Below are 23,579 nucleotides of genomic sequence, written 5' to 3'. Positions count from 1 at the left end.
GTCGACGGTCGGCCGGGCGGGTGGGGCGACGGCGTTATCGGAACAGCTCGCGGTGCCGCCGAGCGCGGTCACCAGCGTCACGAAGGTCATGACGGCACGATCGATTCGCATGGTCTTCCCCCGATTTCGTCCCCGGTGAACAAGGTTTCCGCCGGATCCGCGGGCCTCGTATGCCGGGCCCAGTCTGGTACGGAGGAACGGTGCGGGTCAAGGGCGAGTGGGGGATACGTGGCCGCTCGGTTCGGTTGTGCGCCGGAACGGAGGGCACGTCGCGAGGTACGGACGGGTGATTCATCGGCGCAACCGTGCGGGTCTGTCGGTACGGGTGTCCGCGGGGGGAGCGTTCGCGAGCCGGGTTCGGTGCCGGTCCGGCGCGGGTCTGCAAGAATCGGGGTGTGACCGATGTCGAATCGCCCACGGGAAGGCGGCCCAGCGCGGGGGCGCGGTTCCTGCGCTGCCATCTGCCGATGGTGGTGGTGACCCTGGTCATCCTGCTCGCCGTCATCTTCGTCGCCTCCGATCGCTGGCGACGTGGCGCGTTGTTCTTCGGCGGCGCCACCCTGCTGGCCGCGGCGTTTCGGCTGTGCCTGCCGACCGCGCAGGTCGGGTTGCTCGCGGTGCGCAGCAGACCCTTCGATGTGGCGGCGCTCGGATTGCTCGGCTCCGCCATCGTGACGCTCGCCGCGACCATCAGCACGGTCGGCGTCGGCTGACCGGTCGGTCCAGATCGATCAGGCCGAAGCCGTACGGACCGCCCGATCATCGCGAAAAGATCGGCAATACACCGTATTTCAGATCGCTTTCGATACCCCGTGCATCCCGTACCGCTCCCGCGCGACAGTGGGTGTGGTGGTTTCCAACCGTGCGGGCGGCGCGCCTTCGATGTGCTGGGCGAGAATCCGCCCCGCCATCGGCGCGATGAACGGGGCAGCTCGGAGCAAACCCGCCTTGTCGAAGCGGGTGAATGCCCACACCAGGGATTTGGCGGGTGGGGCGACGGCGAGGTCGACGATGCCGGGGCGGTCGACGTGGCCGAGTGTGCGCATCCATTTCGGTAGCAGTGCGATCGAGGCGAGCGAAAGCAACCGGCTGCCGACGTAATACGACATGCCCGCACCATTGCTTCGCGGTGTCCACAGGAGGTGGTGCATACCCTCTTCGGCGCGTTCGGAGCTGCACAGCCGGGGCCGGACCCGGGCGTAGTATTCGCGCACCTGCTCGCGTGAGCGCGGCACGTCCTCGGGTTTGCAGGTCTGCAATTCGGCCGCGACGGCGCATTCGGCCCAGTAGCGGGTCTCTTCTTCGGGGGTGAGCGGCCCGGGACCGAAGACCTCGTATGCCTTGAGTACCGAATGCCAGCCGGTGATATGGATCCACAGCTGGGTTTCCGGGCTGTTCGCGCTGTAGCGCTTGCCGCTGATCGGTTCGATTCCGGTCATCGGCGCGTGGATCCGCATCAGGTGGTCGGCGGCCTGGACGGCGGTGCGGCCGTCGGCGATCGCGACGAGCAGGAAGTAGGAGAAGGTGTGGTCGAGTCGGGCGCGGGGATCGGAGTAGATCCCGCGCGAGTCGGCGACGGCGGCGGTGAGGAACGGGTCGAAGTGTTCGAGCACCACCGCGCGCTGGAAGCCGATCACCGCGGTGGGCGCGGTCCAGATCTTCCAGCTCGGGGAACCGGGGCCGAAGAAGCCGTAGTCGTCGCGGCGCAGCGTGGTCGGATCGAAGTGCATCACATGCTCCTGTGCTGAGGGATGGGGCCGCGGCTCCCGGCGCCCCATTGAATACAACGCAACCGTAGCAATGGCGGCGAATCAATACAACGGGTGCGTAGGATTTGCCGCGCTTTCCGCATTCGACGTCGCTGCTGTCAGGATGGAGCGATGGAGGTGAGACGGTCGTGACCACACCGGGCCGGGTGCCGCGAGCCCCGGCGCAGACCGATCGGCCGCGCAGGCGCTACGCGCCGCGCCTGCCTCCGGCCGAGCGCAGGGAGCAATTGCTCGACGCCGCCTACGCCGTGCTCGGTCGGGTCGAGTTGCACGAACTCAGCATGGAGGCGGTCGCGCAGGAGGCGGGGGTCGGTAAGCCGGTGCTGTACACCGTCTTCAAGACCCGCGCCGAACTCGTCGCGGCCCTGCTCGATCGGGAGCAGCAGCGCGGGCTGGAGCAGGTGGCGCAGACCCTGCCGACCGACCTGATGGGCGCCGATCCGGTGGTCGCGGCCTCGGCGACGGTCGAATCCTTCGTCGGTGTGGCACTGGAGAATCCGACGCGGTGGCGGCTCATTCTCGCCGCGCCCGACCGCGCTCCGGGGGAATACCGTGAGGCGCTGGGGAATTCGCGCGCGAGCGTCTTCGACCAGGCCGAGGCGCTGGTGCGGATGGGCATCGCGTTGCAACCGCGTCTGGCGGGGATCGACTCGGCGCTGCTGACCAATTCGCTGCTCACCATCGCCGAGATGCTCGGCCGTCTGGCCGTCAACGATCCCGACGAGTATCCGCGAGAACGCATAGAAGGCTTCGTCGACGCGGTGGTCCGATTACTGGTCGGCCCGGTCGATTAGTTCGCTACTCGGCAGCGCACAATTCGATGACCGACCGCACGATCGGGAAAGTCCGCGCCTCAGCGGTTTTCGCGCGCCAGCCGCATGGTCTCGATCAGCAGTTTCGACACCGCCGCCGCTTCGGTCAGGAAGCCGTCGTGCCCGTCGCGGGAGTGCACGATCTCCAGACCGTCGCAGCCGGGAAGCAGTTCGGCCAATTCCTGTTGGGTCCGCAGCGGATAGAGCCGATCGGAGTCGACGCCGCCCACCACGCACGGCACCGGGGTCGAGGCCAGTGCGGCGGCGACACCGCCGCGTCCACGGCCGACGTCGTGCCGGTTCATCGCCTCGGTGAGCAACACGTAGGTGGCGGGATCGAAACGGCTACAGAGCTTTTCGGCCTGGTGTTCCAGGTAGCTCTGCACCGCGTAACGTCCGCCGCGCCACGGATCCTCGTCGCCCTGGGCGTGATTCTCGAAGCGGTGATCCAATTCGCCTTCGGTCCGGTAGGTCAGGTGCGCGATCCGGCGCGCGATACCCATTCCGGCCGTCGGGGCGCGGCCGGTGCCGTGGTAATCGCCGCCCTGCCAGTCCGGATCGGAGGTGATGGCGGCGATCTGGGTGGTCTGGGTGCCGATCTGGTCGGCGGTGGCGCGTGCGCCGACCGCGAGCACCAGGGCCGCCGCCACCCGCGCCGGGGCGGTGATCATCCACTCCAGCACTCGCATACCGCCCATCGACCCGCCGACCACCGCGGCGAGCCGGTCGATGCCGAGCAGGTCGGCGAGCGCGATCTCCGCGTTCACCTGATCGCGGATGGAGATCTCCGGAAACCGCGCGCCCCACGGTTTCCCGTCGGGCGCGAGCGACGCGGGCCCGGTGCTGCCCTTGCAGCCGCCGAGCACGTTCGTCGCGATCACACACCATTCGTCGGTGTCGATCGGCGCACCGGGGCCGACCATGCCGTCCCACCAGCCGGGCTGCGAATGCAGCCCGTCGGGCGCGCCGACCACGTGCGAATCACCGGTCAGCGCGTGTTCGACCAGGACGACATTGTCCAGCGTGGGAGACAGTTCGCCCCAGCGCTGCACCGCGAGACCCACATCGGGGACGACGGCGCCGTTCTCCAGCCGGACATCCCCGATGGTGATCACGCCGAGCCGCCCGTCCGGCGGTGGCAGCAATGTCGTACCGGTCACTGGACGGGCGGTGCTCGGCTCGGTGCTCACGGTCACGTCGCCGCCGCGAAACCGGCGCGTAGGTCGGCGAGGATGTCCTCGATGCCTTCGATGCCGACGGCGAGGCGGACCAGGCCGGGCGTCACGCCCGCGGCCGACTGCTCCTCCGGTGTCAGCTGTGAATGTGTGGTCGAGGCCGGGTGGATCACCAGCGACCGCACGTCGCCGATATTGGCGACGTGGCTGTGCAGGGTCAGCGCGTCCACGAATTTCTTGCCCGCGTCGATACCGCCGCGCAGGTCGAAGGCGATGATCGCGCCCGCGCCCTTGGGGGCGAGCGCCGCGGCGCGCTGGTACCACGGCGAGGTGGGCAGGCCCGCGTAGAAGACGGCTTCGACGTCCTCGTGGTTCGCGAGGAATTCGGCGACGGCCTTCGCGTTGGAGACGTGCCGCTCGATCCGCAGGCTCAGTGTCTCCAGACCCTGGGCGATCAGGAAGGCGTTGAACGGCGAGATCGCGGCGCCGAGATCGCGCAGCAACTGCACGCGCGCCTTGAGCGCGTAGGCGGGAGCGCCGAGATCGGCGAAGACCGCGCCGTGGTAGCTCGGGTCCGGCGTGGTGAAACCGGGGTAGCGCGACACGCCGTCGGCGTCGGCCACCGTCCAGTCGAAGGTGCCGCCGTCCACGATGACGCCGCCGATGGCCGTGCCGTGTCCGCCGAGGTATTTCGTCGCCGAGTGCACGACGATGTCGGCGCCGTGGACCAGCGGCTGGATCAGGTACGGGGTGGCGACGGTGTTGTCGACGATCAGCGGGATGCCTGCCGCGTGGGCCACATCGGCGATCCCGCGGATGTCGAAGATGGCGCTACTCGGGTTGGCGATGGTCTCGCCGAAGAAGGCTTTGGTATTGGGCCGGATGGCGGCGCGCCACTGTTCGGGATCGTCCTGATCGTCGACGAAGGAGACCTCGATGCCGAGTTTGGGCAGCGAGTAGTGGAACAGGTTGTAGGTGCCGCCGTAGAGCTGCGGGCTGGAGACGATGTGATCACCGGCCGAGGCCAGGTTGAGGATCGCGTAGGTCTCGGCCGCCTGCCCCGAGGCGACGAGCAGCGCGGCCACTCCGCCCTCCAGCGCGGCGATGCGCTGTTCCACCACGTCCTGGGTGGGATTCATGATGCGCGTGTAGATATTGCCCGGTTCGGCCAGCCCGAACAGCGCCGCGGCGTGATCGGTGTCGCGGAACGCGTACGAGGTGGTCTGGTAGATCGGCAGTGCTCGTGCGCCGGTGGCCTGATCGGGGGCTTGGCCCGCGTGGATCTGTTTGGTCTCGAAGGACCATGCGGCCGGATCGATCGGGGATGTCGTTGGATCGCTCATATCGTTCTCCAAATGAGGGGTTGTTCGCCGGACGAACGGGTTATCGCAACGCGGGCGACGGACAACAACACATTTCGGGAATCCTCCTGAACAGCGCGCTTGCTCCCGGCCTTCGGGAGCCCGGTCATCACCCGGAGCACCCCACCGCAGCTGGAGGGTTGCCGACCAGCGAGCCGGGGCTTGACGCTGGCACTCATGACCTGAGAAACATGGTAACCGGACGGTGCGAAACGCCCGAATTCCGTTGGAAATATCACGCGGATTCGAGCGGGCGCGACTGCGAGCAGATGCGCTGGAGCTCGTTGTACGCGGTGAGTACCGCGGCGCGAGCGGCGCGGGCGGCGGTCTGCGGGTCGCTGTTGACGACCAGTTCCTCGGAATCGGCCATCGCGATATGGCACAGCATCTGCCAGGTGGCCACCACCAGGCGCACGCGCAGGGCGCCGGGGGCGTCGCCGGTGCGTTCGGCCAGGCATCGGGTGATCGCGGTGGTCTTGGTCTCGCCGAATTCCAGGGCGCGGGCGTTGACCGCGGGGCTGTTGCGCGCGATGCGCTGCATTTGCTGGAACTGCCGGAACGAGGTGACGTCCCCGCCGTTGGCGGCGCTGTCGATGATCGCGAGGTAGGCGTTGCACAGCGCGCGCAGATCGCTGTCGGCCCGCGGCTGCTGACGCAGGGCGACAGCGACGCCTTCGCCGAAATCGGAGATCGGGCCGAGGATGATGTCCTCTTTGGTCTCGAAATACCTGTTCACGGTGCGTGGTGACACGTCGGCGGCGTGCGCGATCTGCTCCACGGTGGTCGCCTCGAAGCCCTGGCTGTCGCACAGGTTCAGGGCGACTTCGATGATGCGCGCGCGGGTCTGGATCTTCTTGCGCTCGCGCAGGCTGGGGCCGCAGCGTCCCCGAGCCGAGCCGGTGGCGCGGGCATCGGCGGCCACGTCGATCGGCGCTGGTGAGTCGAGCATTTCCGCATTCTATCCCACGACTGTTACTGTTTGGCAGCCGCAGGCAAATGTCTGATTGCGACATTTTTCTCTTGACGCCAAATGTCTGACAGTGACAGGATTAGCCGACTTGATCCGAAAGTCCTGTACTTCGAACGAGGAGACCGAGATGACCGACACCGCATCGGCGGCCGACGCACCGGGGAAACGGGGGAGTTCCGCACGTTGGCTCGCCCTCGCAGTTATCGCGCTGGCACAGCTCATGGTGGTTCTCGACGCCACTATCGTGACCATCGCACTGCCATTCGCACAACGTGATCTCGAGATCAGTCAGGGCAACACCCAGTGGGTGATGACCGCCTACACGCTGATCTTCGGCGGTTTGCTGCTACTCGGCGGCCGCATGGCGGACTACCTGGGCCGCCGCAACATCTTCATCGCGGGCCTGATCGGCTTCGCCGCCGCGTCGGCGCTGGCCGGACTCGCGCAGAACGGGGCTCAGCTGTTCGTGGGCCGCGGCCTGCAAGGCGCCTTCGCCGCACTGCTCGCACCCGCCGCGCTGTCACTGGTCTCGGTGACGTTCACCGAGGCCAAGGAGCGCGCGACGGCCTTCTCGATCTTCGCGGGCATCTCCGCCGCGGGCGCCGCGATCGGCCTGCTCGCCGGTGGCGCGCTCACCGAATACGCCTCGTGGCGCTGGACCCTGCTGGTCAACGCCCCGATCGCGATCATCGCGCTGATCGGCGCGCTCACTTTCGTCCTCAAGGACGTCCCCGCGCCGCGTACCGGCGGTTACGACGTGCCGGGCGCCGTCTCGGTGACGTTCGGTCTGGTCGCGATCGTCTACGGCTTCAGTCGCGCCGCCGAGGACGGCTGGACCGCGGGCAGCACGCTGGGTCTGCTCGCCGTCGGCGTCGTCCTGCTCGCGGTCTTCGTCGGGGTCGAGCGACGCTCGGCGAATCCGCTGCTGCCGTTGCGTATTCCGGGTGAGATCAACCGCGGCGGCGCGCTGATCGTGGCGCTGCTTGTTCCGATCGCGATGTTCGCGATGTTCCTGTTCCTGAGCTTCTACTTCCAGAACACGCTGGGATACACGCCGCTGAAGGCGGGTGTGGCCTTCCTGCCCTTCCCGATCGGCATCGCCATCTCCGCGGGTATCACCAGCACCCTGCTGCCCAAGCTGGGCCCGCGTCCGCTGATGCTGGCGGGCGCAGTGCTCGGCACGGTCGGTCTGCTCTGGCTGGCCCAACTCGGTTTCGGCGACGGCTACGCGTTCAGCGTGCTGCCCGCGCAGTCGCTGATCGCGCTCGGCATGGGCCCGCTGTTCGTCGGCATGCAGGCCGTGGCCCTGCATCAGGTGGACGAGCAGGACTCCGGTGTCGCCAGTGCGCTGCTGAACGCGGCGCAGCAGGTCGGCGGCGCCGTGGGTACCGCGCTGCTCACCACGATCTCCGTGCAGGTCGCCAAGGATTACGTGATCGACAACCCGACCGTGTCCGATCTCGCCGCGCGCGCCTCGATCCACAGCTACGACGTCGCGTTCTACGTGGGCGCGGGCTTCTTCCTGGCCGCGATCCCGGTGATCGCGCTGATGATCCGGGACAAGCCGGAGAATCTGATCGAGGGAGCCGAGGACGACGTCAAGGTGCCGATGGCGGTCTGAGGAAACGAATCCGATCGTGGGTCCGCGTGCCGGTTGCGGTGCGCGGGCCCTCGTCGTTTCGCCAGGTAGACGCCTTATGCGTGACCTGCGACGATATGCTCCCGATCACCCGATACCTACCTGCGGGTAACAACTGACACCGTGACCCGGGTACGCTGCGAGGTTACGCACAGTGGTACCTCCCCGCGCGGTGAGCACATCACCAGCAGTACGCTTGTCTTGTTTTGCACCACTCGTCCCGCCGACAAGACGGGGCATATACGTTGTCTGTTGGAACAGCTGGGGTCCGCTCACAAGCGTGTTCACCTGGCCGTGCAATGAGGGCACCATCCTAGGAGGACACGAAGATCCATGTCCAAGATCAAGGTTGAAGGCACCGTCGTAGAACTCGACGGAGACGAGATGACCCGGATCATCTGGCAGTTCATCAAGGACAAGCTGGTCCATCCCTATCTCGACGTGAACCTCGAGTACTACGACCTGGGAATCGAGTACCGGGACAAAACAGACGACCAGGTCACCATCGACGCCGCGAACGCCATCAAAGAGCACGGCGTCGGCGTCAAATGTGCCACCATCACCCCGGACGAGGCCCGGGTCGAGGAATTCGGCCTGAAGAAGATGTGGCGCTCGCCCAACGGCACCATCCGCAACATCCTGGGCGGAACCATCTTCCGCGCGCCGATCATCATCTCGAACGTGCCGCGCCTGGTCCCCGGTTGGACCAAGCCGATCATCATCGGCCGCCACGCGTTCGGCGATCAGTACCGCGCCACCGACTTCAAGGTCTTCGAGGCCGGCACCGTCACGCTCACCTTCACCCCCGAGGACGGCAGCGAGCCGATCGTCCACGAGGTCGTGAAGATGCCCGAAGAGGGCGGCGTCGTGATGGGCATGTACAACTTCCGCAAGTCCATCGAGGACTTCGCCCGCGCGTCGTTCAACTACGGACTCGCGCAGAACTACCCGGTGTACATGTCCACCAAGAACACCATCCTCAAGGCCTACGACGGCATGTTCAAGGACACCTTCCAGGAAGTCTTCGACGCCGAGTTCAAGACCCAGTTCGACGCGGCGGGCCTCACCTACGAGCACCGCCTCATCGACGACATGGTCGCCTCCTCCATGAAATGGGAGGGCGGCTACGTCTGGGCCTGCAAGAACTACGACGGCGACGTCCAGTCCGACACCGTGGCCCAGGGCTTCGGTTCGCTCGGCCTGATGACGTCCGTGCTGCTCACCCCGGACGGCCGTACCTGCGAGGCGGAGGCCGCACACGGCACCGTGACCAGGCACTACCGGCAGCATCAGCAGGGCAAGCCGACCTCGACCAACCCGATCGCGTCGATCTTCGCCTGGACGCGCGGGCTCGAGCACCGCGGCAAGCTGGACAACACCCCCGAGGTGATCGGTTTCGCCCAGACCCTCGAGGACGTCGTCATCAAGACCGTCGAAGGCGGCCAGATGACCAAGGACCTCGCGGCGCTGGTCGGCGGCGACCAGAGTTACCTGAGCACCGAGGAATTCCTCGGCGCGCTCGACGAGAACCTGGCCCGCGCCCTGCGCTGAACCAGGTGAAGGAGGCGAGCTCACACGCTCACCTCTTCCGGCGCTGGGATCTCCCAGCGCCGGGCCGACACGGGCACCCGCCCACAGGTGGGTGCCCGAGCTGTCTGCGGTCCACGCGGACATTCGCGGTCGCCGTGGGCAGGTATCTGCCCGTCGCGTCCGAGAATGTCCGGTCAGGCCGGTGCGGGTGGCTCAACTCACGTACGCGCGGGAAGAGATCATGGACGGGCACCGGTTACATGAAGGCGTGACCAGTCCCGTGATCGCGCAGACGACCGTGCCCGCCGAGCGGACGGACTGGCATATTCCGGCCATGCTCGCCCTCGCTCTCGGGGGCTTCGGCATCGGCACCACCGAATTCGTCACCATGGGTTTGCTGCCCGATATCGCGGAGTCCGTGCATATCTCCGAGCCGACGGCCGGGTACGCGGTGTCGGCCTACGCGCTCGGCGTCGTCGTCGGCGCGCCGGTGATCGCGGCACTGTGCGCGCGGGTCGCGCGCAAGCGGCTGCTCGTGTTCTTGATGGTGGCTTTCACCGTCGGCAATATCGCGACCGTCTTCGCGCCGAATTTCGCGACCCTGGTCCTCTCCCGTTTCGTCTCCGGTCTGCCGCACGGCGCGTACTTCGGTGTGGCGTCGCTGGCCGCGGCCACATTGGCCCCGGTTGGACAGCGCGCCAAGGCCGTTGCCGCGGTTATGCTGGGATTGAGCGCCGCCAATGTCGTCGGCGTTCCCGCTGCGACGTGGCTCGGTCAGCATCTGGGCTGGCGCGACGCCTATGTGGTGGTGGCGTTCATCGGCGCCGCCACCGTGCTCGCACTCCTGCGATTCGTTCCGGAACTCACCGGAATCAAGATCACCAATCCCGTGACCGAACTCGGCGCGCTGCGACGCCCGCAGGTGCTGCTGACCCTGGCGGTCGGCGCCGTCGGCTTCGGTGGGATGTTCGCCGTCTACACCTACATCACGACCACGCTGACCGATGTCGCCGGCATGTCGTCGAGTCTGGTGCCGATCGTGCTGATGCTGTTCGGCGTCGGCATGGTGGTCGGCAATATCGTCGGCGGCGTGCTCGCCGACCGTGGCGTGGATCGCGCGATCTTCCTGTCGATGATCGCCATGGTCGTCATCCTCGCCGGATTCATCGCCGCCGCGCACAATCCGTTCACCGCGGGGATCGGCGCGTTCCTGATCGGCGCGTCGGGCGCGGCGCTGGCCCCGGGGCTCCAGACCCGACTGATGGATGTGGCCGCCGACGCGCAGACCCTCGCCGCGGCCCTCAATCACGCGGCCCTCAATATCGCCAACGCGGCGGGCGCGTGGCTCGGCGGCGTGGTCATCGCCGCCGGTCTCGGTTACTCGGCGCCCGCGGCCGTCGGCGCGGGACTAGCCGTGCTCGGTGTCGTCCTGTTCGCGTTGACCGTCCGGGCGGCCCGCAGGAATCCCGCCTGACGCTCGCCGTAGAACATACAGGACTGTATGTAAGTGTAGGATCGTGCGAATGACCAGGACCGACGCCCCCAAACCGCAGCGCCGCACCCAGGAACAGCGCAGCAGCGAAATGCGGACGCGGTTGCTGGACGCGACGATCGACTGTCTGGTCGAGTACGGATACGCGGGTACCACCACGCCGAGGGTCGCCGAGCGGGCCGGGGTCACCCGGGGTGCGCAGGTCCATCATTTCGGATCCAAGACCGACCTGGTGGTCGCGGCCATCAGCCATCTCGCGCAGCGGCGCGCCGAAACCGCGATGCGCGAGATGGATCGGGTGGTGGTCGGCACCGATCCGGTCGACGCCGCGCTGGCCTTCCTGTGGGAACTACACCAGGGGCCGCTGTTCATCGCCACGGCCGAATTGTGGGTCGCGGGCCGGACCGATCCGGTGCTGGCCTCGGCGATGGAGAAGGTCGAACCTTTCGTCAACAACGCGGTGCTCATGGCGGTGGCCAGATTCGTGCCGGACGAGATGCGCCGCAAGGAAGCCCGCGATTTCGTCTACACCGCGATGGACGCGCTGCGCGGCATTCTCGTCGCGAATTTCATCGACGCCGATTCCGAACGGGCGCATCGCCGCTGGCGTCGTGCCTGTGTGCATCTGCGGGGGATCGCGAACGCCGCGCTGAAGAAGGTCGACTCGCTCGACTGACAGTCTCCCTGCGGCCCTGCGGCCCTGCGGCCCTGCGGCCCTGCGGCCCTGCGGCCCTGCGGCCCTGCGGCCCTGCGGCCCTGCGGCCCTGCGGCCCTGCGGCCCTGCGGCCCTGCGGCCCTGCGGCCCTGCGGTCCTTCACATACGAGATCGACTGTATGTGGGAGATCCAGTCTCTCGTTGCAGGCAGCGGGGTTTTGGAATAGTCGGATCCGTCGCCACCTTGCGTAGTTACATACATGCTCGTATGTTTGTTATCGGTTCGGTTCAAAGCGACACGCCACGTAGCCACCAGCGCGGGCGGTCCGAAAACTGAGGGAGTTCGATGGCGAACAAGGTCTACGTCGTCGGTGTCGGCATGACGAAATTCGAGAAGCCGGGACGCCGAAAGAATGAGGACGGCACCGATTGGGACTACCCGGATATGGCGAGGGAATCGGGCACCGCCGCGCTCGCCGACGCCGGAATCGACTACCGCGAGGTCGAGCAGGCCTATGTCGGATACGTCTACGGTGAGTCGACCTCCGGCCAGCGCGCGGTCTACGAACTGGGGATGACCGGTATTCCGGTGCTCAACGTGAACAACAACTGTTCCACCGGTTCGACCGCGCTGTATCTCGCGGCGCAGGCCATCCGGGGCGGCCTCGCCGAATGCACGCTGGCGCTCGGTTTCGAGAAGATGCAGCCCGGCTCGCTCGGGTCGACCTGGGACGATCGCGAACAGCCGATGGCCAAACACGTCATGGCGCTCGCCGAGATCTCGGAGGTGCTCTTCCCGGTCGCCCCGTGGATGTTCGGCGCGGCGGGCCGCGAGCACATGAAGCAATACGGCACCACCGCCGAGCATTTCGCCAAGATCGGCTACAAGAACCACAAGCATTCGGTGAACAATCCGTATTCGCAGTTCCAGGACGAATACACCCTCGACGACATCCTGGGTTCGCGGATGATCTACGACCCGCTCACCAAATTGCAGTGCTCGCCGACCTCCGACGGGTCCGGCGCGGTCGTTCTGGCGAGCGAGGATTTCGTGGACAGGCACGGTCTGGCCGCGCAGGCGGTGGAAATCGTCGGGCAGACCATGACCACCGATTTCGCGTCGACCTTCGACGGCACGGCCAAGAACCTGATCGGCTACGACATGAATGTCCAGGCCGCGCGCAAGGTCTACGACCAGGCCGGACTCGGGCCGGAGGATTTCCAGGTCATCGAATTGCACGACTGCTTCTCCGCCAACGAACTGCTGCTCTACGAGGCGCTCGGCCTCTGCGGGGAGGGCGAGGCCGCGGGGCTGGTCGACAGCGACGCCACCACCTACGGCGGGAAATGGGTCGTCAATCCCTCCGGCGGCCTGATCTCCAAGGGGCATCCGCTGGGCGCGACGGGTCTGGCGCAGTGTTCCGAACTCACCTGGCAGTTGCGCGGCACTGCGGACAAACGCCAGGTCGAGAACGTGACCGCGGGTCTGCAACACAACATCGGTCTCGGCGGTGCCGCCGTCGTCACGGCCTACCGCCGCGCCGACCGCTGAGTTTCCTCGCCGAAAGGCGCCGTACCGCACCGCAATTCACCGAGAAGGAGCCGGATATGGGACATATCGAGGCCACCAAGGACGTCAACGCCACCCCGGAAGCGCTGTGGGCCGTCGTCGCCGACCCGCAGACGTGGGCCGAATGGTTCACCATCCACGAGCGTTTCCTCGAAGAACCGCCCGCCGCGCTGGCCGAGGGCTCGAAACTCGTCGCGAAGATCGTCATGCTCGGCATGGCGAACAAACTCGAATGGACCGTGGTGTCCGTGGCACAGCCGCACCGGCTCACCCTCGGTGGCACCGGAATGGCCGGTGTCAAAACCGAATTCACCTTCGATATCCGGGCGAAGGGCGAGGGCGGCAGCACGGTCGTCGTCTCCGGTGATTTCGAGGGCGCGCTCATCAAGGGAGCGCTGGGCAAGGCGGTGGAGAAGGACGGACTCAAACAGCTGGACACCTCGCTGGAACAGCTCGACGCACTGGCCTCGGCCTGATCCGGAGGGGCGACGATGACAGCGCAGTCCGGCACCCGCGTGGTGGCCTTCGACGACGCGGGTTTGGAAACCTGGTGCGAGGACGAGACTTTCGAGGTCACCTCGGAGCGGATCGCCGAATACGCGGCGGCCACCAACGATCCGATTCCCGCACACCGCGCCGGTGCGGTCGCGTCACCGGTTTTCGCCATCGTCCCGGTCTTCGAGGCGATGTTGATGCCGGTGATCGATGTCGCGCCGACGAATATCTTCGGCCGGGTCGTGCACGGCGAGCAGGATTTCCACTTCCACCGGGCGATCGAGCCGGGCGACCGGCTGGTGTCACGGGCCAAGGCGATCGGCTACACCAGTCGGGCCAACGGGACCTCCATCTCGATACTCGTCGAATGTCGTGACCACGCCGGGGAATTGGTCAACGAGCAGTATCTGACCGCCTTCTTCCGCGATATCCACGCGAGCAAGTCGGTCGGCGCGGCCGCGCCGACACACAAATTCGACGAGGCGCTGCGGTCGACCGAGCCGGTCGCGGTGGTGTCCCAGCACGTCGACGCCGACCAGACCTACCGCTACGCGCCCGCGGCGGGTGATCCGGTGCCGCTGCACCTGGACGAGCAGGTCGCCATGGACGCGGGACTGCCGGGCATCATCGCGCACGGTCTGTGCACCATGGCGTTCGCGTCGTGGGCGGTGCTGACCGAGGTGGCGGGCTCGGACACCCGTCGACTGACGCGATTCGCGGTGCGTTTCGCCAAGATGGTCTTCCCCGGCGACGACCTGGAGACCCGTGTCTGGAAGGCCGGGTCCGAGAACGGGAAGACCACCTACGCCTTCGAGACGGTGCGCGGGACCGACGTCGTCCTCAGTGACGGAGTGGCCGAGATCGCCGACTGATCCGTCGGCGGTCGTTTCCGAGGAATTCAGCACCTCCGCCGGTAGGTGGGCGGATGGTGATCACCGCGCGGGAGCCGCGCGGAAAGACGAGGAGAGCTCATGGGCGTATTGGCAGGAAAGGTCGCCGTCGTCACCGGTGCGGGTCGCGGCATCGGTCGGGAACACGCGCTGCTGTTCGCGGCGGAAGGCGCGGCCGTCGTGGTCAACGACCTCGGCGGTAGCAATGCGGGCGAGGGCGCCGACACCGGTCCGGCCCAGCAGGTCGTCGACGAGATCGTGGCCGCGGGTGGCCGGGCCGCCGCCAACACCGACGACGTCGCGAGCTGGGAGGGAGCGCGGAAACTCGTCGAGCAGGCGGTCTCGGAATTCGGCGGCCTCGACGTGGTGGTCAACAACGCGGGCATCCTGCGCGACGCCTTCCTCGCCGGAATGACGGAATCGCAGTGGGACGCGGTGATCGCGGTCCATCTGAAGGGGCACGCCGCGATGCTGCACCACGCGGGGGCGTACTGGAAAGAGCAGAGCAAGGCGGGCAATCGGCCCAGCGCGGCGGTCGTCAACACCGCCTCGGCCTCGGGAACCACACTGCCCAACGCCGGACAGGCCAACTACGGCGCGGCCAAGGCCGCGATCGCCGCGCTGACCCTGGTGGCCGCGGAGGAATTCGGGCGCTACGGCGTGCGGGTCAACGCCATCGCGCCGATCGCGCGCACCCGGCTCACCCTCGCCACCCCCGGAATGGGCGCGATGCTGGCCGCCGAGGCCGAACAACTCGGCGCGGACGAATTCGACGCCTTCAGCCCCGCCAATATCTCCCCGCTGGTCGCATACTTGGCATCGGACGAGTGCGTGACGACCGGCAAGGTTTTCGCCGTCCAGGGCGGCGCCATCTCGGAGCTGTCCGGCTGGCACGACGTGAAGACGATCGAGGCCGAAGGGCCGTGGCTCATCGACGATATCGCCGCCCGGCTGCCGTGATCAGGTAAGGAGAACAACGATGTTCGAATGGTCCGAAACCGATGTGATGATCCGCGATGCCGTGCGGACCTTCGTCGACAAAGAGGTCCGTCCCCATCTCGACGCGCTCGACAGCGGTGAGATGACGCCGTATCCGATCATCCGGAAACTGTTCGGCGAGTTCGGCATCGACGCCGTCGCGGGTGAGGCGATCGAGAAATCGCTGGCCAAGGAACAGGCGAAGGCCGAGGCGGTCGCGGCCGGTGAGCCCGCGCCGGAGAAGAAATCCTCCGGCGGAAGCCCTTTCGCGGGGCAGGAATCCATGATGGCGGTGCTGATCGGCGAATTGTCCGGCGTCTGTATGGGTTTGGTGACCGCGATGGGTGTCTCCATCGGACTCGGCGCCACCACCATCATGTCGCGTGGCACGCTCGCCCAGAAACAGCGTTGGCTCGCCGATATCGTGACCATGCGCAAGGTCGCGGCGTGGGCCATCACCGAACCGGATTCCGGATCGGACGCGTTCGGCGGGATGAAATCCTATGTCCGGCGTGACGGTGACGACTACATCCTCAACGGACAGAAGACGTTCATCACCAACGGTCCCTTCGCCGACGTCGTGGTCGTCTACGCCAAACTCGACGAGGGCGACGGCGCCGACAAACGCGACCGCAAGGTGCTCACCTTCGTCCTCGACGCGGGGATGGAAGGCTTCACGCAGGGCAAACCGTTCAAGAAGATGGGGCTGCACTCCTCGCCGACGGGCGAGCTGTTCTTCGACGGTGTGCGCCTGGGCCGTGACCGGCTGCTCGGTGAGACCGAGGAGCATCGCGGCGGCGACGGCCGCGACAGCGCCCGCTCCAGTTTCACCGCCGAACGGATCGGCGTCGGTTTCATGGCGCTCGGCATCATCAACGAATGCCATCGTCTGTGCCTGGAGTACGCGAAGAGTCGCAAACTCTGGGGACAGGAGATCGGGCGATTCCAGCTGGTCCAGCTGAAACTGGCGAAGATGGAGGTCGCGCGGATCAACGTGCAGAACATGGTCTTCAACGTGCTGGAGCGGGGGCGCGCGGGTAAACCGCCGAGCTTGGCCGAAGCGTCGGCCATCAAGCTGTACGCCTCCGAGGCCGCGACGGAAGTGGCCATGGAGGCCGTCCAGTTGTTCGGCGGTAACGGGTACATGACCGAATACCGGGTCGAGCAGCTCGCCCGCGACGCCAAATCGCTCATGATCTACGCGGGCAGCAACGAGATCCAGGTGACCCACATCGCCAAAGGTCTGCTCGCGCAATAGGCGCGGAACCGGGTGCGGCGCGCGCCGCACCCGGACCGGTCACACCGCGCGCAGACGGGTGCGGCTGGCGTAGACGTGTTCGGCGATCAGCGTGGCCATCCGGTCGGGGGACTCCAGCATGGGGACGTGCCCGACCCCGTTGACGAGGATGCGGTCGGCCGAGTCGGGCAGTTCCCGCAGGAAACGGCGCGCGTAGACGCGGTTGGGGATGATGTGGTCGTGTTCGGCCAGCAGCAGCCGTACCGGCGTGGTCAGGGTGGACAGATCCTCCAGCGCGGGCGCGCGCAGACCGCCGAGGAGCATCGGGATCATCGCGTCGCAGTGCAGGGCGGCGGTGATGGCCGCCGTGGCCTCGCGACGGGGCACCGAGGCGGCGCTGCGGCCGAGCAGCAGACTCGCGAAACGCTGGACCACCGGATTCCCGGCGGCGAAATCGCCGATCAGCTTGCCGAATTCGACCAGCGGCACCAACGACAGGAATTTCATCCCTACCCGGATCTGGGTCAGCGAGGGCGAATTCCAGCCGCCCGCGGGCGCGATCAGGGTGAGGGTGCGGGCCCGGCCGCGCCTGGCCAATTCGACACCGACCCACCCGCCGAGCGAATTACCCGCGATATGACAAGTGCGCCAACCGAGTTCGTCGAGCTGTCGTTCGACCCGATCGGCCAGGACGTGCACGTTCATCGCCGGGCCGTCGGGCGCCTCGGCGCCCCAGTGCCCAGCGAAGGCCGGGGCGAAGACCTCGCACTGCCCGGCGAGGCGGGCCGCGGTCTGCTCCCAGCAGTGCGGCGACAACATGAAACCGTGCAGCAGCAGCAACGGGTCACCCGAACCCATGTGCAGCGCTTTTGTCGGTTTCGGCCTGGTGTCGGGTTTCCGGACGGAGCGTTTCGCCGTGGTCGCGCGTTTCGCGGTGACGGCGCGCGTAGCGGGGGCCAGGGGGTTGGAGGCATCGGACGTCATCGTCGTCACCCCTTCCTGGACTGCGATGTCCGGCAGAGTAGGTCTGACCTGCATTGTACGGTCGTCCAGTTGTTTGCGACAGCGTTTCCCGACATGACCGGGCCGCCGCCGGACTCCGGGGGACGGTCCTGTGGGAGTGGGGCGCATGGTGCGCGCTGTACCGTCGTCACGTGCCCTACATCATCTCGACCGTCAACGTCAACGGCATCCGCGCTGCTACGGGCAAGACCGGCAAAGGGATGCTCGAATGGCTGGCCACCACCGAGGCCGACATCGTCTGTGTCCAGGAGACCCGGGCCACCGACGCTCAGACGCGCGCCGCGCTCGCCTCGGTCCTCGACGCGGGCTGGTACCTAGCGCACGCCGAACCGGGTCTCAAGGGCCGGGCCGGGGTGGGGATCCTGTCGCGGCGCGAACCGTCGGCGGTCCGGATCGGTTTCGGCAGACCGGAATTCGACAGTGCGGCCCGCTACATCGAGGCCGATTTCGACGAGTTGACCGTCGCCAGCGTGTACGTGCACACCGGCGAGGCGGATACGCCGATGCAGGACGAGAAGTACCGGTTCCTCGGGCAGCTCGGGGAGCACCTGACCTCGCGGGCACAGGATTTCGTGATCTGCGGCGACTGGAACGTCGCCCATACCGAACTCGACATCAAGAACTGGAAGGGCAATGTGAAGAATTCGGGTTTCCTGCCGGGCGAGCGCGCCTGGATCGACGGGATACTCGCGGCGGGCTACGTCGACACGGTGCGCGCCCTGCACCCCGGCGTGCCGGGTCCCTACAGCTGGTGGACCTACCGCGGTCGCGCCTACGACAACGACGTCGGTTGGAGGATCGATTACCACTTGGCGCGCGGTGAGGTGGCGGCACGGGCCAAGCAGGCGATCGTGGAACGCGCGCCCACCTATGCCCTGCGCTGGTCCGATCACGCCCCGGTGACGGTGCAGTACCGATGAAACTCGACCCCAAGGTGATGCGTCTGCTGAGCGCGCTCGTCGCGCTGGCGGTGGTGGCGCTAGTCGCCGTGCTGGCCGGGCGTGGCGGCGAGACCGGCGGTACCGATTCGACCGCGAAGACCACCGCCGTCACCTCACTGTCCCCGACGACCACCCGCGCCGCCGCCTCGCCCGTCGCGTCGCCCGCCGCACCCGCGCGAGTCGCGGGCGTTCCGGAACGCGCGTACGAGACCCTGGTCGAGATCGACGCGGGACGCTGGCCGGATTCGGCGAACGCGCCGGGTACCAAGGGCGGCGAGCAATGGATGAATCGCGGCGGCGACCTGCCGCGCACCGATGCCGACGGCCGTGCCGTCACCTATCGGGAATGGGATGTGAACCCCAAGCAACGCAACAGATCCCGCGACGCCGAACGCATCGTCACCGGCAGCGACGGATCCGCTTGGTACACCGGTGACCACTACACGACTTTCACGAGGATGCGCTGATGAACAAACCGGTTCCGTTGTCGCAGTTCCTTGCCCGTCCCGTCGCGCTCGGCGCGGCGCCGATGGTCGCGGCCGTCTCCAAGGCGAGCGGTCCTGCCCTCGGCGCACTCAGCGTCGACGCGGCAGAGTTGAGCAGTCTGCGTTCTCGCGCGCCGAGCGGCTATCAGGTGCGCGAGTTGCGCTCCGCGAAGATGCGCGGTCTCACCGGACTGTTCGACGAATTCGCCGCCGCGTTCCAATTCCCGTACTACTTCGGCGCCAACAAGGACGCCTTCGACGAATGTCTGCGTGACCTGGACGATTTCATCGGCAAGGCGCCCGGCTACATCGTGGTGCTGCGCACCTCGGACGAACTGCTCGCCGACGCACCGCGCGAGCGGGAATGGTTCACGACCGCGATGCGTGACTGCGCCGACTACTGGGCCAGACGCGAGGTCGCCTTCCGCGTGATCTTCCAGGGCAAACCCGCTCCGCCCCGGATCGCGCCGCTCAGCCTCGACTGAGCCACCGCTCGGGAAAGCCACCGTTCGGGAAAAACCGCCGCCGAGGACGTCCTCGGCGGTGGTTCCGTCAGCCCGGTCGGCCCGCGAGATCCTCGCCGAGCAGGACGAAGACGTCGGTGGTGTGGTCGATCAGTTCCTCGCGGGTCATGGGGAGATCGCCCTGGAGCCAGGCGGTGAGGGTCTGCACCAGTCCGCCGACCAGGTAGGTGGCGCGGAAATCGATCACCGGCTCGGGGGCGGCCGTTCCGTAGAAGTCGATGCCCTGTGCGGCGACCAGCCTCGCGAAGATCCGGACGGTCTCGGTGGTCCTCGCCCGCAGTTCGGGGGTGGCCTGACCCGCGATCACGGCGACCTTCGCTTTGCGCGGATCATCGGTGAGCACACCGATACCCGCCGTGATCGCGGCGTGGGCCTTGGCCCGTGAGTTGTCGGGAGCCTCGCGCAGCGCCTCGATGATCGCGACGGCCAATTCCTCGGCGATCCGATCGATCAGTGCCGTCAGCACGGCCTCGCGGCTGTCGAAACTCTCGTAGTAGTAGCGCTCGTTCAGTCCCGCCTGCGCGCACAGCCCGGACACCGTGAATTTGGCGAGCCCCTGCTCGCCGATCAGCGCCAGGGCCGCGTCCAGCAGTGCGGTGCGCCGCAGGGTCCGGCGCTCGTCCGCGGAGATGCCGCCGTAGGCCCGCTGCGCTGTCACGGTTCGATTCTGGCACGGGCCCAATTCTGGTAGCGACTATTGCCAGAATGGGATATCTGGGGGATTCTATTGCCAGATACGCGTGACCAGGAGGCTCCCATGTCCGACCCCGGCTATTTCTCCGAACGCTCGATGGCTCGACGGGTCATGGGCAAGCGCGCGGTCGGCCTCACCTACGGGCAGCGGGCCCTGGTCATCGGCGCGGTGCATCCGCTGCTCTACGTCGGCACCGCCGAGAACACCGAGCACCGGATGACCCCGTACACCCGGCTCGCCCTCACCGGGAAACTGTTCGAGGCGGTCTTCCTCGGCAGCAAGCAGGAGGCCGACCGGGCGCTGGCGTTCACCACGAAGAAGCACGCGAAGGTCACCGGCGCGCTCCCCGAGGACGCGGGCGCGCGCCACCCGGCGGGCACCGGCTACTCCGCCCTCGATCCGCACCTGATGTTCATGACCATGGCCTTCACCTTCGACTCGGCCGAAGCGATGTACGACCTGCTGGTGCGGACCATGACCGACGGCGAGCGCGAGGGTCTCTACCACGACTACGTGCGCTGGGCCGAACTGTTCGGCATGCCCGTGGACGCCGCCCCGGCGACCTACGCGGGCTTCCGCCGGTACTTCGACGATTATCTGGCCTCGGACGAACTGTTCCTCACCGACGAGGCGCGCCTGGTCGGCTCCTATCTCGCGGGCGAGAAGGTGGCGTACCGGCAGGCGGCGCCGATGCACCAGCTGACCTCGGCGTTCTATCTGCTGGTGCGCGGCAGCCTGCCGCCGCGCATCCGCGAGCTGTACGGCATGGACTGGGGTGCGGCCGATCAACTCGGCTACCGCGCCCTCGCCACCGGCATCCGGGCCGCGCACATCCGTCCGCCGCTGGTGCCGCCGGTGTTGCGCGGCACGCTGGCCGGGCCGAGCGCGCCCGCCTACACGCTGGTCTCGCGCCGTGAACACGAACTCGCGCGCACCGGGCGTCCGAGTATGCCCGGTGTGGAGCCGCGCACCCGGGCGGCGCGAAATTCCGCTTGAGTGGCATGGAAGGATTGGCGGTATGTCCAGTCCTGCGCACACCCCGGCCGCAGAACGCAAGCAGCGTGTCCTGTCCGGGATCCAGCCGACCAGCGAATCGTTCCACCTCGGTAACTATCTCGGCGCGCTGCAGTACTGGGTGACGATGCAGGACGATTACGACGCGCTGTACTTCATCCCGGATATGCACGCCATCACGGTGCCGCAGGATCCCAAGCAGCTCAGGGCGCGTACCAAGGCATCGGCGGCCCAGTTGCTCGCGCTCGGCATCGACCCGAAGAAGTCGACGCTGTTCGTGCAGAGCCAGGTGCCCGAGCACGCCGAGCTGTCCTGGGTGCTCAGCTGCATCACCGGCTTCGGCGAGGCGAGCCGGATGACGCAGTTCAAGGACAAGTCGGTCAAACAGGGCGCGGACAACGCGACCGTCGGCCTGTTCACCTATCCGGTGCTGATGGCCGCCGACATCCTGCTCTACCGCCCGCATCAGGTGCCCGTCGGCGAGGACCAGCGCCAGCACCTCGAACTCACCCGAAATCTGGCCCAGCGCTTCAACACCCGCTTCAAGAAGACGTTCGTGGTGCCGGAGGCCCATATCGTCAAGGGCACGGCCAAGATCTACGACCTACAGGATCCGACGGCGAAGATGAGCAAATCCGCGTCGACGGACGCGGGGCTGATCAACCTGCTCGACGACCCCAAGGTGACGGCGAAGAAGATCCGATCCGCCGTCACCGACACCGAGCGCGAGATCCGCTACGACCCGGAGGCCAAGCCGGGCGTCAGCAATCTGCTGGTGATCCTCAGCTCGTTGACCGGTGCGCCGATCGTCACGCTGGAACAGGATTACGCCGGAAAGGGTTACGGCGACCTGAAATCCGACGTCGCCGACGCGCTGGTCGAATTTGTCACGCCGTTGCGTGCGAAGGTGGAAGAGTATTTGGCGGACCAGGGCGAACTCGACCGCATCCTCGCCGGCGGCGCCGAGCGGGCGAGGGAGATCGCGAGCAACACCCTCGCACAGGTCTACGAACGGGTCGGCTTCCTGGCTCGCTGACGCGGCGGTACCCGCGAGGTTTCGGTTCGAAGGGGCTGGACAGTGCAGGTGATCGACAAAAGCAAGGCCTGGGTGGAACGTCGCGTCCAGGCGCGCCCGTGGCTCGATCACATGATCCGGGCGGGCGGGCGCTATCAGCGTCAGCGTGGTGACTACTACGCGGCCGGCATCACCTATTTCACGGTGCTGTCGCTGTTCCCGCTGCTGATGGTCGCTTTCGCGGTAGCGGGTTTCATCCTGTCCAGCCACCCGAGCCTGCTCGTGGAGATGCAGGAGAAGATCGTCGAGAACATTCCGGGTTCGCTCGGCGAGCAGATCAACGAGCTGATCGATCAGGCCATCAAGTCGCGCGGCGCCGTCGGTGTCCTCGGCCTGCTCGGCGCCGCCTACGCCGGACTGGGCTGGATGGCGAATCTGCGGGCCGCCCTCACCGAACAGTGGGACCAGAAGACCCAGGAACCCAACTGGTTCATGAGCAAACTCTCGGATCTGGGCGCGCTGGTCGGACTCGGGCTCGCTTTCGTCATCTCGTTCGGACTCTCCGCGCTCGGGTCGAGCACCCTCGGCTCGGAAGTGCTTCGATCACTCGGCCTCTCGGATCTGCCCGGCGCCCGTTTCCTGCTCGCCCTCGCCTCCATCGTGCTCGCCCTGCTGGCGACCTGGGCAGTATTCGCCTGGATCATCGCCAGGCTGCCACGCGAGCCCGTCACGCTGAAGAGCGCGGCGCGGGCGGCCCTGCTGGCGGCGGTGGCCTTCGAGGCGTTCAAATTCGTCGCCTCGATCTATTTGCAGATCGTGCTGCGCAGTCCGGCGGGCGCCACCTTCGGCTCGATCATCGGCCTGATGGTCTTCAGCTACATCACCTACCGCATCATCCTGTTCGCCACCGCGTGGGCCGCCACCGCCCGCGACAACCTCCACGAAGCCGACACCCCGGTGCCCGCGCCCGCCGTCATCAGGCCGCGCGTGAGCGGTCCCGGCGCGTCTCCCGGGACAGCGGTCGCCTTCGGCGCGGGCGCGCTCGCGGCCTTGGCGCTGACCCAGGTGCGCCGGTTCTCCGGACGGCGCTGAGCCCGATCGGCCGATCCGCGCCGGACCAGCGCTTTCTGTCAGGGCGGCTTTGCGGTCAGCGGCGGTAGCGGTCCCGTCGGGGGCGGCTGGTGCGGCGGGCGCCGACGAGTAGGGCCAGGACCAGGACGACGCCGCCGACCAGCAGGAGGGTCTTCGTGGTCGACCGGTGGGCTTCGCCGTGGGGTTCGGCCTGCGTCACGGTGTCGTCGGAGGACGGC

At 67.2% G+C, this 23,579-nt stretch carries 23 protein-coding genes and 1 riboswitch; of the genes, 17 read left to right on the top strand and 6 right to left on the bottom strand.

Annotation, left to right across the window (positions count from 1 at the left end):
- The first annotated feature begins 467 nt into the window (after positions 1-467).
- Positions 468-713: a DUF3017 domain-containing protein gene (locus tag JZ792_RS35760; RefSeq protein WP_109525684.1), complete on the top strand. Its 246-nt coding sequence runs from the start codon at positions 468-470 to the stop codon at positions 711-713.
- A gap of 78 nt (positions 714-791) precedes the next feature.
- On the opposite strand, the gene JZ792_RS35755 is transcribed toward JZ792_RS35760, so the two are convergent.
- On the bottom strand, positions 792-1,730 hold the full coding sequence (locus JZ792_RS35755; protein ID WP_216917329.1) for an oxygenase MpaB family protein: 939 nt from the start codon (positions 1,728-1,730) through the stop codon (positions 792-794).
- Between the two features lie 167 nt (positions 1,731-1,897).
- Here JZ792_RS35755 and JZ792_RS35750 point away from each other — a divergent pair, with 167 nt between their 5' ends.
- Positions 1,898-2,563 (top strand): TetR/AcrR family transcriptional regulator, encoded by a 666-nt coding sequence (locus JZ792_RS35750; protein ID WP_308165588.1) that lies wholly within the window; start codon positions 1,898-1,900, stop codon positions 2,561-2,563.
- A 59-nt stretch (positions 2,564-2,622) separates the two neighbouring features.
- Here the strand turns inward: JZ792_RS35750 and metX are convergent, their stop codons facing one another.
- From metX to JZ792_RS35735, 3 genes are all read right to left on the bottom strand, one after another.
- Positions 2,623-3,777 carry a homoserine O-acetyltransferase MetX gene (gene metX, locus JZ792_RS35745; RefSeq protein WP_216917328.1) on the bottom strand — a complete coding sequence of 385 codons (1,155 nt, stop codon included), beginning with the start codon at positions 3,775-3,777 and terminating at the stop codon, positions 2,623-2,625.
- Positions 3,774-5,099: a bifunctional o-acetylhomoserine/o-acetylserine sulfhydrylase gene (locus JZ792_RS35740; protein WP_216917327.1), complete on the bottom strand. Its 1,326-nt coding sequence runs from the start codon at positions 5,097-5,099 to the stop codon at positions 3,774-3,776. The genes metX and JZ792_RS35740 overlap by 4 nt, the downstream gene beginning before the upstream one ends.
- 90 nt (positions 5,100-5,189) lie before the next feature.
- Positions 5,190-5,300: riboswitch (SAM riboswitch) on the bottom strand.
- A 52-nt stretch (positions 5,301-5,352) separates the two neighbouring features.
- Positions 5,353-6,066, bottom strand: coding sequence for a TetR/AcrR family transcriptional regulator (locus tag JZ792_RS35735; RefSeq protein ID WP_216917326.1), 714 nt, complete (start codon positions 6,064-6,066; stop codon positions 5,353-5,355).
- A gap of 148 nt (positions 6,067-6,214) precedes the next feature.
- Here JZ792_RS35735 and JZ792_RS35730 point away from each other — a divergent pair, with 148 nt between their 5' ends.
- The 9 genes from JZ792_RS35730 to JZ792_RS35690 all read left to right on the top strand — a co-directional run bounded on the left by JZ792_RS35730 (position 6,215) and on the right by JZ792_RS35690 (position 16,594).
- A complete protein-coding gene (locus tag JZ792_RS35730) occupies positions 6,215-7,708 on the top strand; it encodes an MFS transporter (RefSeq protein ID WP_216917325.1) in 1,494 nt (497 codons plus the stop codon).
- Between the two features lie 351 nt (positions 7,709-8,059).
- Positions 8,060-9,277, top strand: coding sequence for an NADP-dependent isocitrate dehydrogenase (locus JZ792_RS35725; RefSeq protein ID WP_109525529.1), 1,218 nt, complete (start codon positions 8,060-8,062; stop codon positions 9,275-9,277).
- A gap of 313 nt (positions 9,278-9,590) precedes the next feature.
- Positions 9,591-10,730 (top strand): MFS transporter, encoded by a 1,140-nt coding sequence (locus JZ792_RS35720; protein WP_216917330.1) that lies wholly within the window; start codon positions 9,591-9,593, stop codon positions 10,728-10,730.
- Between the two features lie 49 nt (positions 10,731-10,779).
- Positions 10,780-11,424: a TetR/AcrR family transcriptional regulator gene (locus JZ792_RS35715; protein ID WP_216917324.1), complete on the top strand. Its 645-nt coding sequence runs from the start codon at positions 10,780-10,782 to the stop codon at positions 11,422-11,424.
- 325 nt (positions 11,425-11,749) lie between these two features.
- Entirely contained in the window at positions 11,750-12,955 is a 1,206-nt protein-coding gene (locus JZ792_RS35710; RefSeq protein ID WP_216917323.1) for a lipid-transfer protein, read from the top strand.
- Between the two features lie 56 nt (positions 12,956-13,011).
- On the top strand, positions 13,012-13,449 hold the full coding sequence (locus JZ792_RS35705; RefSeq protein WP_216917322.1) for a type II toxin-antitoxin system Rv0910 family toxin: 438 nt from the start codon (positions 13,012-13,014) through the stop codon (positions 13,447-13,449).
- A gap of 15 nt (positions 13,450-13,464) precedes the next feature.
- Positions 13,465-14,340 (top strand): MaoC/PaaZ C-terminal domain-containing protein, encoded by an 876-nt coding sequence (locus JZ792_RS35700; protein WP_216917321.1) that lies wholly within the window; start codon positions 13,465-13,467, stop codon positions 14,338-14,340.
- A 99-nt stretch (positions 14,341-14,439) separates the two neighbouring features.
- Positions 14,440-15,318 (top strand): SDR family oxidoreductase, encoded by an 879-nt coding sequence (locus JZ792_RS35695; RefSeq protein ID WP_216917320.1) that lies wholly within the window; start codon positions 14,440-14,442, stop codon positions 15,316-15,318.
- A 19-nt stretch (positions 15,319-15,337) separates the two neighbouring features.
- The gene (locus JZ792_RS35690) at positions 15,338-16,594 is read left to right on the top strand and encodes an acyl-CoA dehydrogenase family protein (RefSeq protein ID WP_216917319.1); all 1,257 of its coding nucleotides are present in this window, start codon (positions 15,338-15,340) and stop codon (positions 16,592-16,594) included.
- A gap of 39 nt (positions 16,595-16,633) precedes the next feature.
- On the opposite strand, the gene ephH is transcribed toward JZ792_RS35690, so the two are convergent.
- Positions 16,634-17,557 (bottom strand): epoxide hydrolase EphH, encoded by a 924-nt coding sequence (gene ephH / locus JZ792_RS35685; RefSeq protein WP_216917318.1) that lies wholly within the window; start codon positions 17,555-17,557, stop codon positions 16,634-16,636.
- Between the two features lie 170 nt (positions 17,558-17,727).
- On the opposite strand from ephH, the gene JZ792_RS35680 reads away from it, so the two are divergent.
- Genes JZ792_RS35680 through JZ792_RS35670 form a run of 3 tightly spaced genes read left to right on the top strand, consistent with a single transcriptional unit; the run spans position 17,728 to position 19,507 of the window.
- Positions 17,728-18,516, top strand: coding sequence for an exodeoxyribonuclease III (locus tag JZ792_RS35680; protein ID WP_216917317.1), 789 nt, complete (start codon positions 17,728-17,730; stop codon positions 18,514-18,516).
- Positions 18,513-19,004: a ribonuclease domain-containing protein gene (locus JZ792_RS35675; RefSeq protein ID WP_216917316.1), complete on the top strand. Its 492-nt coding sequence runs from the start codon at positions 18,513-18,515 to the stop codon at positions 19,002-19,004. Before JZ792_RS35680 ends, JZ792_RS35675 begins: the two co-directional genes overlap by 4 nt.
- The gene (locus JZ792_RS35670; protein ID WP_109525539.1) at positions 19,004-19,507 is read left to right on the top strand and encodes a barstar family protein; all 504 of its coding nucleotides are present in this window, start codon (positions 19,004-19,006) and stop codon (positions 19,505-19,507) included. The genes JZ792_RS35675 and JZ792_RS35670 overlap by 1 nt, the downstream gene beginning before the upstream one ends.
- Before the next feature lie 67 nt (positions 19,508-19,574).
- Here the strand turns inward: JZ792_RS35670 and JZ792_RS35665 are convergent, their stop codons facing one another.
- Positions 19,575-20,204 (bottom strand): TetR/AcrR family transcriptional regulator, encoded by a 630-nt coding sequence (locus tag JZ792_RS35665; RefSeq protein ID WP_216917315.1) that lies wholly within the window; start codon positions 20,202-20,204, stop codon positions 19,575-19,577.
- A 99-nt stretch (positions 20,205-20,303) separates the two neighbouring features.
- Between JZ792_RS35665 and JZ792_RS35660 the strand changes: the two genes are divergently transcribed.
- Genes JZ792_RS35660 through yhjD form a run of 3 tightly spaced genes read left to right on the top strand, consistent with a single transcriptional unit; the run spans position 20,304 to position 23,361 of the window.
- Entirely contained in the window at positions 20,304-21,236 is a 933-nt protein-coding gene (locus JZ792_RS35660; RefSeq protein WP_216917314.1) for an oxygenase MpaB family protein, read from the top strand.
- 22 nt (positions 21,237-21,258) lie between these two features.
- Complete coding sequence (trpS, locus tag JZ792_RS35655) at positions 21,259-22,290, top strand: tryptophan--tRNA ligase (protein WP_216917313.1); 1,032 nt, start codon at positions 21,259-21,261, stop codon at positions 22,288-22,290.
- Between the two features lie 42 nt (positions 22,291-22,332).
- A complete protein-coding gene (gene yhjD / locus JZ792_RS35650; RefSeq protein ID WP_216917312.1) occupies positions 22,333-23,361 on the top strand; it encodes an inner membrane protein YhjD in 1,029 nt (342 codons plus the stop codon).
- Positions 23,362-23,579 lie beyond the last annotated feature (218 nt).

It is taken from the genome of Nocardia noduli, from assembly GCF_019038455.1.
GTDB lineage: Bacteria > Actinomycetota > Actinomycetes > Mycobacteriales > Mycobacteriaceae > Nocardia > Nocardia noduli.
This window is presented reverse-complemented; position numbering and strand designations above follow the sequence as displayed.

Bases quoted from the DNA above. Each gene is read 5' to 3' on its own strand.
- JZ792_RS35735 (WP_216917326.1), bottom strand. From the start codon at position 6,066: ATGCTCGACTCACCAGCGCCGATCGACGTGGCCGCCGATGCCCGCGCC.
- JZ792_RS35755 (WP_216917329.1), bottom strand. From the start codon at position 1,730: ATGCACTTCGATCCGACCACGCTGCGCCGCGACGACTACGGCTTCTTC.
- JZ792_RS35670 (WP_109525539.1), top strand. From the start codon at position 19,004: ATGAACAAACCGGTTCCGTTGTCGCAGTTCCTTGCCCGTCCCGTCGCG.
- JZ792_RS35730 (WP_216917325.1), top strand. From the start codon at position 6,215: ATGACCGACACCGCATCGGCGGCCGACGCACCGGGGAAACGGGGGAGT.
- JZ792_RS35695 (WP_216917320.1), top strand. From the start codon at position 14,440: ATGGGCGTATTGGCAGGAAAGGTCGCCGTCGTCACCGGTGCGGGTCGC.
- JZ792_RS35700 (WP_216917321.1), top strand. From the start codon at position 13,465: ATGACAGCGCAGTCCGGCACCCGCGTGGTGGCCTTCGACGACGCGGGT.
- JZ792_RS35675 (WP_216917316.1), top strand. From the start codon at position 18,513: ATGAAACTCGACCCCAAGGTGATGCGTCTGCTGAGCGCGCTCGTCGCG.
- JZ792_RS35720 (WP_216917330.1), top strand. From the start codon at position 9,591: ATGCTCGCCCTCGCTCTCGGGGGCTTCGGCATCGGCACCACCGAATTC.
- JZ792_RS35715 (WP_216917324.1), top strand. From the start codon at position 10,780: ATGACCAGGACCGACGCCCCCAAACCGCAGCGCCGCACCCAGGAACAG.
- JZ792_RS35725 (WP_109525529.1), top strand. From the start codon at position 8,060: ATGTCCAAGATCAAGGTTGAAGGCACCGTCGTAGAACTCGACGGAGAC.
- JZ792_RS35690 (WP_216917319.1), top strand. From the start codon at position 15,338: ATGTTCGAATGGTCCGAAACCGATGTGATGATCCGCGATGCCGTGCGG.
- ephH (WP_216917318.1), bottom strand. From the start codon at position 17,557: ATGACGTCCGATGCCTCCAACCCCCTGGCCCCCGCTACGCGCGCCGTC.
- JZ792_RS35660 (WP_216917314.1), top strand. From the start codon at position 20,304: ATGTCCGACCCCGGCTATTTCTCCGAACGCTCGATGGCTCGACGGGTC.
- JZ792_RS35760 (WP_109525684.1), top strand. From the start codon at position 468: ATGGTGGTGGTGACCCTGGTCATCCTGCTCGCCGTCATCTTCGTCGCC.
- trpS (WP_216917313.1), top strand. From the start codon at position 21,259: ATGTCCAGTCCTGCGCACACCCCGGCCGCAGAACGCAAGCAGCGTGTC.
- JZ792_RS35710 (WP_216917323.1), top strand. From the start codon at position 11,750: ATGGCGAACAAGGTCTACGTCGTCGGTGTCGGCATGACGAAATTCGAG.
- JZ792_RS35740 (WP_216917327.1), bottom strand. From the start codon at position 5,099: ATGAGCGATCCAACGACATCCCCGATCGATCCGGCCGCATGGTCCTTC.
- JZ792_RS35705 (WP_216917322.1), top strand. From the start codon at position 13,012: ATGGGACATATCGAGGCCACCAAGGACGTCAACGCCACCCCGGAAGCG.